Genomic DNA, 13,920 nt, shown 5'->3' with positions numbered 1-13,920 from the left:
GCGATTATCCAAGGTCGAGCGCTTCGTCGACCGACATGTCGCGGTTCGCGACGGCGTCGATCAATTGCCGGTAGAACATGAGGTCGTCCACGGCTTCGGGCGTGGCGTCCGGAACGGGCGTGGCGGATTCGCCGACGCCTCGCGATGCGTCGGCGCGTTCAGCACCAAGCAGGCGCAAGACGAAGCCGCGCAGCTCGACGCTCACCAGGCCGTCGTCGTCGCAGAGGTCGATATCCACCACCCACTGCCCGTGCTCGGGGGCGTGTCCCCGCGCTGCACGCATCCACACATGGGTTGTCTCGCCGCATGCCGCGTGCACGCGCACGCTTGCCAGCGCCGAAGGTACCGGTGGCTGTGTCGGTAGCGGACCATCGGCAAGCATGAGGGCGGCCACGACCTGTACCGCGCCATCCAGCAGCGAGGGATGCAGCAGGCAGCGCTCGTCGAGCGACAGGTCGGCGGGAAGATGCAGCGTTGCCAGCGCTTGGCGATCACCGCGCTGCACCTCGGTCACGGCGCGATGCGCGGGACCGTAGTGCAGACCCATGGCGGTCAAAGCGCCATACAGCGTCGACGCATCGACATGCTCCGCCATGCCGCCCGCGACGTGGGCAAGATCGAGCCGTGCGGGAGGCAGGGCCTGCACCACCTGCCCGCTCACGCGACAGAGCGACACGCCCTCTTCATCCTCGATGGCGATATCGAGCATGCCGCCTTCGGCCATCGTCACATCCACCACGGCGTCGCGCGGCGCAGCGACTACGAAGGGCGCGAGCCAGACAAGCTGCGACAGCGCCACCGGCTGTTCGAGCGCCGCTCCCGAGGCAAGGCAAATGGCAGCACGCGCCATCTCGAGCGAAGCGACGCCAGGCAGCACGCGCTGCACGCCGCTGTCGCCGATACGCACGCGGTGGTCGGCCAGGAAAGACTCGCCGCCATCGAAACGCGAGCGATAGGCGTGCATACCAATGAGCGAGACGTTGCGATGGATCAGCGGATGCAGATGCGCATGCGCCTGTGTGGACGGCAGCGTCGCCGACTCTTCTTCCGGCGCGTCGTGCCAATAGCGCTCCTTGGCGAACGGGTACAACGGCACATCGACACGGCGAGGCGTGCGCTCGCGATGCAGTTGCGCCCAGTCGTGGTCCAGACCGCGCACCCACCATTCGCCCAGCTTCTCCAGACGCCCCTCGCGCAACCAGCCGTCCGCCGTGCGCCGCAGATCCTCGTCGCCAGCGAACATCGCCACCGCTTCGCGCTGCCGACCCGCCTGGCCCACGTGCACGCCACCGCGCTCACCAGCCAACCAGCCACGCAGTCGTGCTGCGGCCGTGGCCGCATCGTCCGCCACGAACGCCAACCGTTCTTCCATGGCCTCACGGCCAACCTGCAAGGTGTACGCAAGGTCCAGCCAGTCCGAACCGTCGCGCTCCAGCCGCTCGGCAAGCGCCGTGGCCAACGTGCGCAGCGCCTCGGGCGTGCGTGCCGAGAGCACACACAGGGCCTCGCCCTTGGGCGAGGCCACCACCGGTGCGTCGTATTCCTCCACCACCAGATGCGCATTCGTGCCGCTGAAGCCGAACGAGTTCAGCGCCGCACGGCGACGCTCGCCCTCCCCCACCATCCACGGCGTCAGCTGCGCGTTGACGAAGAACGGGCTGCCTTCCAGGGCAATGTGCTCGTTCAAGCGCTCGAACTGGGCGGTCGGGGGCAACTGACGATGTCGCAGGGCCAGCAGCAGCTTCAGGAATCCGGCCACACCCGCCGCCGTCAGCGTGTGCCCGATGTTGCTCTTGACCGAGCCCAAGGCGCAGTAGCCTTCCCGCCGCGTGTACGCGGCAAAGCTGTCCTTGAGCGCCTGCACCTCGATCGGATCGCCCAGCTTGGTCCCCGTGCCGTGCGCTTCGATCAACTGGATCTGTGCCGGGTCGATCGCAAAGCGTTCGTACACGCCCCGTTGCAAGCGCTGTTGCGCGACCGGGTTCGGTGCGGTGATGCCATTGGTACGCCCGTCCTGGTTCACGCCCCAACCGCGGATCACGCCGTGAATGCGATCGCCATCGCGTTCGGCGTCGGCCAGGCGCTTGAGCACCACGGCACCGACACCCTCGCCCGGCACGAAACCGTTGGCACGGGCGTCGAAGGCAAAGCAGCGTCCGTCGGTGGACAGCATGCCGGCCTGCGCCGTCTTGATGTGCATGTCCGGCCCGACCATCACGTACACACCGCCAGCCAGCGCCATGTCTGCCGTACCGTTGACCAGGCTCTCGCACGCATGCGACATCGCCACCAGCGAGGACGAACACGCCGTGTCGATCGACAGACAGGGGCCTTGCAGGTCGAGCAGGTAAGCCACGCGTCCGGCAAGAATCGACGTGGCATTGCCGGTAAAACCTTGCGCCGTGCGCCTTTGTTCGGCCGAAAGCTGCTGGTAATCGGTGTTGGTGACGCCGACGAATACACCGCAACGCGTACCGGCGAGGCTGCGCGGACCATAGGCCGCGTCTTCGAACGCATGCCAGCAGGTCTGCAGGAACAGACGCTGCTGCGGGTCCATGTGCTCCGCTTCCTTCGGCGAGATGCTGAAGAACAGCGGATCGAACTGATCGTGACCGTCCAGCGCGCCCATCCAGCGGCTGTTGGTATGACCCGGCTCCGCCGCGCCGGCACGGTAGTAACGATCCACCGACCAGCGCGAGGCCGGCACTTCGTCGATGCAGTCGCGCCCCTCCGCCAGGTTGCGCCAGAACGCATCGAGATCGTTCGCTTGCGGGAAGCGCCCTGCCATGCCAATGACCGCGATCGCTTCCGGCTCCGCCGTGCGCCGCGTCGCCGCGGTGGCATGTGGGCGGCGACGCCGGATCGACGGACGCCGCGGCGCATCGGCAAAGGTCGTCGGTGCGTTGGCCGGTGCGGCAACATCAACGGCTTCGACCGGTGCCATGGACTTGACCTGCTCACCCACGTGTCGAGCCATGAGTGCCAGCGTCGGATGGCTGTAGACCCGCGTCGCTTCGATCGCGAGACCGTAGGTCTCGTTGATCCGGCGCACCCAGGTCACGCCGACGATCGAATCCAGGCCGAGATCCACGAACTGCGCCTGTTCGTCGATGTCGTCTTCGGGCATCTGCAGTTCCTGTGCAAGCAGGCGCCGCAAGGTAGTCTTGACGTCCAGGGCCGGTGTCTCGCGCCCCGTCGCAGAGGCCGCCGCTCTCGACGGCGTCGACTTGGGGGCGACGACGGGCGTCGTTGCGCTGCCTGAGCCAAATCGACCCTCGATACGCGCGAGCGTTGCCGCGTCGCCGACGAAGGTCTTGTCGTGCATGTCCAGCTCGCGCGCGAAGGTCTCGTCCACCCGTTCGGCCAGCCCCACGTTCCACAACGCCTTGAGCCCGACCAATCGATGGCGTGGATGCCGCGCCATCCGCGACGCCAACGCCAGTGCCGCCGGCAACACCTCGGCGCGCGGCAGCACCGCCTCGCCCACGCCACGCTCGCCCAGCGCACGACCCGTGTATTCGCGGGCGCTCAGCAGGCTTTCCCGACCCAGCGCCTGACCCAGTCGTGCCGGCGCCATCAAGGTCGCGCCCGCGCCTGGCGTGAAGCCGTAATCCATGTACGGGCTGACGTAACGCGCTTCTTCCGCGTAGAACCCCAGGTCCGCAAACAGACCCAGCGACCAGCCTGCTCCGATGCCGTGGCCTTGCATCGCCGCGATCACCGGCACCGGACAGCTCATCGGCAGACGGAAGATCGTGAAGTCGGTAAACCGGGCCTGCCCCGACTGGATCGCCAGCAGGCTCTCGCGCGTACCGCCCGAAGCGAAATACGTGTCGTAACCGGTCACCACCACCGCGCGGTACGGCTGGCTCGCCGCATGCGCGAAGGCTTCCTCCACGCCACGGACCAGCGCCTCGGAGAACATGTTGCGAGCGTCGCGATCGCACAGCTCGATCAGCAGCACGCCATCGGCCTGCGCCGTGGCCTTCACCACCGCGTTCGACAACGTGATCGGACCGGCCGCTGGCAGCGCTTCGCTCGTCGATTCCCAGACCACCGAGGGAACCCGACGTGCCTGGCGCCAGGCCGAAAGTACCGCGGCCGGTTGACCGGCCCAGCGACGGGCGAGGGCTTGGGCTCGCGACAATACGTCGCCCGCGTTCGCCACCTGCGCACCACGCCACGCGCGACCCTGGCGACTCTCGCCGTCCAGCAATGCCCGACGGCCCTCATGCCCCAGATGCAACGGCAGGCACACACCCGCCCACCCCGACAACGGCGTGGCATCGAGCACGCCTTGGGCGCCGTACCAGCCTTCGGCGGCGTGCACGACCTCGTCGCATGCAAGCAGGCCCAACCACGCCGCGCCCTGCGCATCGCCGCCCAATGCCGCCACGACGGGCACCGGCGCCTCAGCCAGCCATGCGCACAGCGAGGCGATGGCGTTGGCTTCCACGCCGTCCTCGAACGGCGCCACCTCGCTCCACAGCACCACCGACGACGCGCCACGCGCGATCGCTTCGTCTAGCTGTCGGCGCACCGCCGACACCTCGCGGGCATCCACGCGGACCAGTGCCGGCGCATCGGCCACGGCTGCGGACACCTCGAAAGGCGCGTCCATCTCGCCACGCCACAGGTGCGCCTTGAGCAGACGCAGCGCGTCGGCCGGCTTCTCGGCCAGCGCACGAGCCAGCGACAGCGCTTCCTCGTCCACCTGCGCCGCGGGCACGACGCGACCGCTCCAACCCGCCGCCTGCCAGGCGGCACCGGGGCGCACCGCGACATCGACCACACCCGTCCGCCGACGCACCGCACCCGCCAGACTCCATGAACCTTCATCCAGACCGTAATGGCCCCCCGACGACACCACCAATGCATCGCACGACAACGCCAACCACCACGACGCGCCGATCGCGTCGCCGCGACACAACCCCACCGCAGCGCATGGCAGCGCGGAAAGCTGGGCGGCGACGTCGCGCGCGAAGCCCATCGTCTCGAAAGCTCCACTCTCGGCATCCAAGGCAACGAGCAGGACGCGCAGATCCGTACGCGTCGCGACATGGGCGAGCGCAGCGAGCACTGCGTCGTGCACCGCGGCCGAGATCATGCCGCCTGCCGCTGAAATCCCAAGGCGTGCCACGCCTTTCGCCACGTCATCCACGCGGACTTCGCTCGTCGCCACCGTGTCGTCGCCGTGAACGGTGGCAGGCAAGGCAATGCGTGGCCGGGAGGCGATCCATCCCCCGAAGCCGCTGCCCGACGCGTCCAAGGCGTCCAGCGCAATACGCGGCTTGGCAATCACGGAAGCCTCGCGAGCCGTGATCGCGTCGTCCGCGCGCGCGCCGCCGATGGTCCGCACCCAGGCGGGGCCGGCGCACCACGGTTGCTCGATCGTCTTTGCTTTCTCGGCCTCGTCCTGAGCATCGACGCGAGCCATCGGCGCATCGATGCGCACGTCATCGAGACGCGCACAATACGTACCGTCACCAGCATACATATCGACGCGCACGCTCCCGGTCTGCCTGCGTATGCGAAGCCATGCCTGTTGCGGCCATGCCGATCCACACAGCATGGCCGCAAGCGACGTCGGCGATGCCACGCGATCGAGCACCGAAGCGATACCTGACCATTCGCCGTTCGCGAGCAGCAGGTAGTCGTCTGCGCCTTCGTGATGGTCCGCTTCAAATAGCGGTAGCTGTTGGCGCAGCGATTCCAGGCTCGCATCGGCGGATGGCATGGTCGCGGCGATGTCCACGCCGCCCTCGGCCAGCAAAGTCTCGTCGGCATCGTCGCGGGTGACGGCGAAACCCAACATGCCGTCGTCGTCCTGCCACACCTGCACGTCGAGCACGTCGTCGTGACGCGGCGTATCGAACCACGCCACGTCGTACAGACCCAACGGCGTGGCATCGTCCACACCCAGCGCACGTACGGCTGCGGCACGTGCCATTTCCAGCACGTCCCACGCACCGATCGCCTCGCCAAAGCGCGAGCGGAAACGCTGCCCACGCAGATCCGACACGTTCTCGTGCAGCAGCGGATGCAGCCGCGATGCGCCTGGTGCGATATCGGCCTTTGGCAGATCCAGCCAATAGCGCTCGCGGGCAAACGGATACGTCGGCAGGCTCGTCTTCGGCAGCGTCCGCCCGCCATGCAGTGCGGACCAGGGGATTTCCACGCCGCGTACCCAGGCCTGCGCCACACGTTCCAACCGTCCCGCACTCGCCCAGCGCGCCACCGCTTCACGCAGCTCCGCGTCTTCGGCAAACCACGCCACCGCGTCACGATGCTGCTGCGCCTGACCGGCGAACAGGCCTTCGCTCTCTTCGCCTTCCAGGTACGCACGCAACTGCCCGATCGCACCCGGCACGTCCGCGGCCACGCAGGCCAGCCGCTCGTTCATCGCCTCGCGGCCGATCTGTAGCGTCCACGCCACCGAAGCCAGCGGCGCGGGGCGGTCTTCCAGATAGGTCAGAAGATCGGCCACGCGACCGCGCAGGGCCTCCGCGGTACGGCCGGACAACACCAGCACCACCGGACCGTCCGGCAACGCCATCGCGGTCGCTTCGTACGCCTCCACCACCATGTGCGCATTCGAGCCGCCCGCGCCGAACGACGACAGGCCCGCCATCCGCGGCGCCCGACGCCCCTCGACGACCGGCGCCTCCCACGCCCGCAGCGTCTGGTTCACCGTGAACGGACTCGATGCAAAGTCGATATGCGGATTAAGCCGTGCCGAGTGCAGCGAGGGCACCACCTGACCATGGCGCATCTGCAACAGCACCTTGGTCAACCCGGCGATGCCGGCCGCCGCTTCGCAATGGCCAATGTTCGATTTGGCCGAACCGATCAGGCAGCCACCTTTCTCCGCCGCGGGACCAAACGCCCGCGACAAGGCGGCGATTTCGATGGGATCGCCCAATCGCGTACCGGTGCCGTGGGCTTCGACATAGCCGATCCGGCGCACGTCCACACCCGCTTCGCTCAAGGCGCGCTCGATCGCAGCTGCCTGCGCCTGCGGGTTCGGCACGGTATAGCCGTTGGTCCGGCCACCGTGATTCAACGCACTGCCACGGATCACCCCGTGAATCACGTCGCCGTCGCGCTCGGCATCGGCCAGACGCTTCAACACCACCGCGCCGACGCCTTCGCCCGGAATGTATCCGTCGCCGCCTTCGCCGAAGCTCTGGCAATGGCCGTCGCTGGAGATGAACTGGCCCGCGGACAACATGAGGTACTTGTGCGGATGCACGGTCAGATTGACGCCACCGGCAATCGCCATCCGGGTCGCGCCCGAACGCAGATCCTGACAGGCAAGGTGAATCGCCGTCAGCGATGACGAGCACATCGTGTCGACCGTCATGCTCGGACCATGCAGGTCCAGCACGTAGGACACGCGATTCGCGATGCTCGCCACGTTGCCGGCAAAGCCCATGCGCAACGATTCCGGCTGCGCACGCACGCCGAACAACTGGTATTCGCTGTACATCACACCGACGTAGACGCCGACGCGCCCAGCCTCTTCATCGCCTCCGCGCAGCGTCGCGCGCGTATAACCGGCGTCCTCGACTGCCATCCACGCGTGTTGCAGGAACATGCGCTCCTGCGGATCGATGAAGCGCGCTTCACGCGGTGCAATCGAGAAGAACTGCGGATCGAATTCGTCCACGCCTTCGATGAAACCGCCCCAGCGGCTGTAGTGCCGGCCCGCCGCCGTGCGATCGTCACTGTAATACTGCCGCCAGTCCCAACGATCCGCCGGCACCTCGACAATGCTGTCCACCCCGTCGCGCAGGTTCGTCCAGAACGTCGCCAGATCAGGCGCCCCCGGATAGCGACCGCTGATGCCGACGATGGCGATCGGCTCGGCGCCTCGCGCTTGACCGCGACGGGCAAGCGCGGGAAGTTTCGCCGTGGGCGCGGGCAGCGTACGCGCCGCCACCGATGCCACCGCACGCTGCGCAGGCGTTACCGCAAAGCGTGCCGTGAGCGAGTCCGCGTGCGACGTCATGAGATAGCCGGCAAGTTCGCTCAGGTTCCGATACTCGAACAGGAGCGTCTTGGGCAACGGGCCGGTGGTCTTCTCCAATGCACCGGTCAACGCCATCGCCAGGATCGAGTCCATGCCGAAGGTCTCGAACGCAGCACTGGCCTGCACGCGGTCCGCCGGTGTCTTCAGTACCCGTGCCAGCTCGCCGCGCAACCACGTCTCCACGGCGGCGCGAAGGTCGTCACCTGCCGACGCGGGCGCGGCGATCATTTGTGCATCACGCGGCAACGTCGCCGGGGCGGCCTTACGGGTCGCGTCCAGCGTGCGCTGCAAGGCGTCGACGCGTCCCGACATGACGATGCCGTGCTCGATACCCGATAGCAGCACTGCACGCAGGGCGCGCAGACCGTCGTCCGTCCCAAGGGGCAGCATGCCGGTCGCCTTTTGCCACTCGCGCCGGGCGACATCGTCCATGCGCATGCCACCGTCCTTCCACAGCGGCCATGCGATGGAGAGCGTCCGCCCGTGTCGCTCTCCCGCAGCCACGCGCATGTTGCGCAGCCGCGCGAAGCCATCCATGAATCCGTTCGCCGCCGCATAGTCGGCCTGACCGACCTGACCGAGCGCAGCCGTCGTCGACGAGAAGCAGACGAACGTGTCCAATGCGAGCCGGACGGTCGCAGCGTCCAGCGACAGCGTACCGGCCACCTTCGGTGCCAGCACCGCGGCTACGTCATCGAGCGCCTTGCCCCTGACGAACGCATCGCGTGTGGTTCCCGCAGCATGAAATACCCCGTGAAGTGCGCCATGCGAAGCGACGATGCCCGCTATGGCGGCAGCGACGTTCGTATCGTCGGCGAGATCCATCGAACGATAGTCGATGCGTTCGCCAAAGCGCCGACGAAGTCGTTCGAAGCGCACGGCACGTTCGCCCTCCAGAGCACCGCGCCCACCGACGACAACACGTGCATGCGCGGCCCTGGACAGAATGTCTGTGGCGACCAGCGACCCGATGCCCCCAAGTCCGCCGGTGACGAGATAGACGCCATGCTCTCGGTAAGGCACGCCATCGGGCACGCCCGGCATGAAGTTCCATGCCGGCGTTTCTCCCAGACCGTGCGTCTTCCAGCGCACCAGCTTCAGCCCTGGCCGTGCCGCCATCGCATCGGCCCAGGCAGAGAACGCATCGCCATCGACCGAGGCCGGTGCGACCAGCACCTGCCCGTGCCAACGAGGTTCCTCGCGTGCGATCGTGCGGAACATCGCGGCAAGACCGTCACCCAGGGCGGAGCCTTCGTCGATGCCGATCTGAAACAGGCAGGGTTCGGCGTCACGCGTCGCGAACGACGCCTGGATATGGGCAAGACACGCTGTGACCACCGCCACGACGTCCGTGGGCTCGACCGCAAGCCGCGTCGCCGAAGGCCAGGCGCGAGTCCCGAGAGTGAGACGCACTCGGCGCTGCCATGGCAGTGCGGGTGCCTCGTCAACGATGGCCTGCCACGTCGAGGCACCGATCTGCACGCGCGGTGCGGCAGTCGCGACGATGCGGCGCGTGCTGAAACCGCGCCACGCGGCGACGACCGTGCCGTCCTCCGCGCATAGATCGATATCGATTCGCTCGTCGCCTTCGCCCGCGCGACGTATCCAGGCGACGCTCGGCAAGCGGGAGCCGTCGCAGCGTATCCAGGCATGCTCGACCGAAAATGGCAGCCGAGGCTCGGCGTCCGATCCGCCTTGAAGACCGAGACAGGCCTGCAAGGCGGCATCCGCCAGCGACGGATGCAAGCGATACGCGCCAGCCGTCGCGAGCAACGATGGCGGCAACACCAGTTCAGCAAGTACTTCGTCGCGGCCCTGGCGCAACCGAGCCAAGGCGCGGTGCGCCGGGCCGTAGATCAAACCCAGCTCTTCCAGCCGTGCATAGAGCGAGCCTGCGTCCGACGCGTCGTCAAGGCGCGCTCGCAGCGAGGCGAGATCGACCGCCTCCGGCGTGTCGTCGGACGCCCATGCAAGGTGGCCTACACCGTGCGGTACGCGTGCCTCGTCGCCACTCGCGATATCGCAACGCACGCTACCCGCGTCGTCGACGCTGAGGACAACGTGCACCTGCGCCGGGCTGCGCACGATGAGCGGCGCCATCCAGGCCACATGGGTCAAGGCGATGCCACTGCCGCGCTCTGCCACAGGCGTGGCGCGTTCGAAGGCGGCGCACATCATTTCGACGTACGCAACAGCCGGCAGCACCGGATCGACGCGATCGCCGATCCGGACACGATGGTCGGCAAGGAACGGTTCGCTTCCGCGGAACGACGACGTATACGCCGCGCCCGAGAGACCGGAAACGTTGACGTGCAACATCGGGTGGAGGCCCGCGGCGGATACCAGCCCGTCGGAAGCGGCATCGATCCAGTGACGGTCGCGCGCGAACGGATACGACGGAAGCCCGGCGATCCGTTGCCGTGATGCATGCAGCGTCGACCAGTCCACCGGTACACCCCGCGCCCACAGCGTCGCCAGTTGGGTGAGATCGCCCTCGCGAGCGGCATGGGCAATCAACGCCTGCGCAGCAGGCGTGCGCCACATGTCCAGGCCGTCGATTGCGCCGGAGGTGTCACCCGACCAAAGATCATCGACCTGCGTCGCGCCAGCAAGCCATGCGCGCAGGCGCTCCACCAGTTGCTCGCGGCGCTCGACACGCAACGCGATACGGTGCGGCAACGCGGTGCGACCGCATTGCCACGTACGGATCGCTGCTGCAAACGGCGCGTGGCGTCCGTCACCCTCCAGCCAGTCCACCGCACGTGCCACCGCAACCCGCAGGCGCTCCGGATCATGAGCGGACAGCACGAACAGGTGCGGCCCCTCGGAAGGTTCGGCCGCCATCGTCTCTGGATACGCAGCAACGACTGCGTGCGCGTTCGCGCCGCCCGATCCGAAACTGCTGACGCCAGCGATACGTGGCCCGTCGGGCCAGGGTGCGGCAGGCGACTGCACCCGCAGCCCGTCCGTCAGCTGGATCTTCGGATTGAGATGATTGAAATGCAGCGTCGCAGGCACATGATCGTGGCGAAGGGTAAGCACGACCTTGAGCACCCCGGCCAAGCCGGCGGCGGATTCCAAGTGGCCGAGCTGGCTCTTCAACGAACCGATGCCGCAGGGCGCGGTACTTCCAGCCAGCCCGGCAGCGGCACGCGCACCGCGGATCGCCTCGACTTCGATCGGATCGCCCAGCGATGTCCCCGTACCGTGGGCTTCGAGGTAACCGATGGCCGACGCGTCGATGTCGGCGTCCCGCCAAGCCGCGAGCAGAAGATCGCGCTGCTTGCGCGGATTGGGTACGGTAAGCCCGCTGGCGAGACCACCGTGGTTGATGGCCGTACCACGCACCACGCCCTGCACCGGGTCGCCATCGGCCAATGCATCGGCCAGTGGCTTCAGGTACATCGCCACGGCTCCCTCGGCGCGCACGTAGCCGTCCGCCCGTGCATCGAACACCTTGCACAACCCGTCCGGCGAGAGCATGCCGGCCTTGTGATAGGCCACGGACAGATCGGGGTGGCAGATCACGTTCACGCCCGCCACGAGCGCGCTGGAGCATTCGCCACGGCGTAGCGATTGCACCGCGGTATGCAGCGCCACGAGCGATGACGAGCACGCCGTATCGAGCAGCAGGCTCGGGCCGCCGAGATCGAAGAAGTACGACACGCGATTGGCGATGACAGCGAGCGAACTGGCGACGCCCAGATGCGCCTCGGCGTCCTCGCCCTGTTCCTGCAACAGGCGGCTGTAGTCGGCGTTGCTCGCACCCACGAATACACCGACGTCCCTGCCGGCGAGCGATGCCGGTACGACGCCTGCATCCTCGAGGCTTTGCCATGCCAGTTCCAGCACGAGCCGCTGCTGGGGGTCCATGAGGCGCGCCTCGGCCGGCGAGATGCGGAAAAACGCCGCATCGAACGCTTCGATATCCGTGACGAAACCGCCCCGGTCGATGCCCGGATACCGGGACGGCGACGCCCAGCGTCCACGCGACGCCGGATAGCTGCCGATCAGGTTCGTTCCCTCGTCCAACGCCTTCCACAAGGCGTCGGGCGACGCGACGCCTCCGGGTAGCCGACAGGCCACGCCGACGATGGCGATATCGCCGGCACGCACATCCATTGGCGCCGCCGTGCGCGCCGGCGCGGTGACCATCGGCGCGGGCGCGGGCGCGACGTCGCGGATGCCGAGTGCCGCGGCGATGCGCGCGACGGTGTTGTGTTCGAAGAAGAAGGCACCGGGCAAGGCGCGGCCCAGAGCGCCTTCCAGGTCGCGCTGCAGGGCCAGAAGGCCTGCGGAATCCACCCCCATTTCCATGAGCGGCCGTTCCGCGGCGTAAGCCGCGCTGTCGTTTCCGAGCAAGGCTTTCACGCGTTGCCCCACCCAACGCGCAAGATCGCGCTCCGATGCACCCGCAAGCGGCGCGCTGCCCGAAGGACACGCGGCGCGGATGCGTGCAAGGCGATCGACGAGATCGTAGGCGACCAGTACGCCGTTGGTCCGATTGACTGCATCGTCGGGGCGATACCCCGGTACTGCGCGCACGATGGACGCGCCGTGTGCCTGATGAAAAGCGAGCACCGGGTCCTGCCCCGTGCCATCGCGCTGGACATACGTATCGAAGTCATCTTGGCTTGCGCCGTCGAAGCGCTTGCACAAGGTGACGCCGACCACGCCCTCCACGCCTTCGGTGACCGTTGCCAGGCGCAGCAGGAATTCGAGCAGGCGATCGCCGAGCCGCTGATCCTGCCAACGTGGATCGATGTTGATCGCAAGCAGCTGCACCAGGCCACCATCGGCCCGGTGCAAGGTATGTACGTCGTACGCAGTGACCGTGGTGAGTGCGTCCGTCGTGACGACGCGTTGGCTGTACACGCATCCCGCCACGGCACCATCGATCTCGATGACGAACTGGCCTGCAGGATACGTATCGATGCGACGACGCAGCACCGTCTCGTCGCTGCGTGTGTGATCCCAGCAGAGGTGTTCCAGCTCGAGAAGACGGGGCAAATCCGCCAGCGTCGCGCGGCGCACACGTGAGGGATGCCGCGCCCAGCGATAGGCACCGAAGAGCGGCGCTCCCTCGGCGTACGGCAACCGGTCGCCTTCGTCGTAGAACCCGCGCGCACCCGCCGATTCCAGCACCTCGGCTGCAGTGGATGGCTGCCGTCCCGCCGCAGCATCGAGCATCGCCACCAGCGCCCCCAGTGGTGTCGCCGGTGCAGCGTGTGCATGCGCGGCAGGCGGAGCGTCCGTCTCTGCGGTTTCCGTCGCTTCCGGTGGCACCATTCCCGTCGCTGCCAAGCGCAGTGCATAGGCATCGAGGCTTGCCGCTGCCGTTGCGACATCGCCCGTAGCGCAGGCGAGCAGGCCCCCTCGGCAGGCCACCGCTGCGGTCATCCTCGACGAGAAGATCAGCGACGACGCGTCGGCGACGTCCCAACCCACCACCGCCATGACGTGGCGAAGCGCATTCGCGACGTCCGGCGGCAAGGCGGCGAGTGACGTCTCAACCGTGCTCGCACCCGTCTCGTGCAACGTTGCCGCCGCCAGCACGGCGAGGGCATGGGTGCATGGAGCATCCGACGACGTGATCGCATGCCAGCGCGCCACGAGATCGGCACGCGTTGTCGCGTCCGCACCGTAAAACGATGTTACCGGGGCCGTCCCATCGTCGATCCACGCGCCCAGGCCCAGGCCGTCGAGGACGGGGCGGGCGCCATCCGGCGCTCGTCCGGCCTGCAGGGCATCCCGGAGCGGCGCCGCGAGAAACGCGACGATACAGCGTGCTGGATCCAACATCCTTTTCCCCCAACCAGGACACGCTTCGTGCCCATGCAAAAACGCCACCCCTACCCACTACTCGCCCGGTCGTACGCCGAGCTCCA

General features: G+C 67.7%; 1 protein-coding gene. It reads right to left on the bottom strand.

Annotation, left to right across the window (positions count from 1 at the left end):
* Positions 1-4: 4 nt before the first annotated feature.
* The gene (locus IM816_RS06325) at positions 5-13,834 is read right to left on the bottom strand and encodes an SDR family NAD(P)-dependent oxidoreductase (protein WP_250340223.1); all 13,830 of its coding nucleotides are present in this window, start codon (positions 13,832-13,834) and stop codon (positions 5-7) included.
* Positions 13,835-13,920: the final 86 nt, after the last annotated feature.

Source organism: Luteibacter flocculans (assembly GCF_023612255.1).
GTDB lineage: Bacteria > Pseudomonadota > Gammaproteobacteria > Xanthomonadales > Rhodanobacteraceae > Luteibacter > Luteibacter flocculans.
This window is presented reverse-complemented; position numbering and strand designations above follow the sequence as displayed.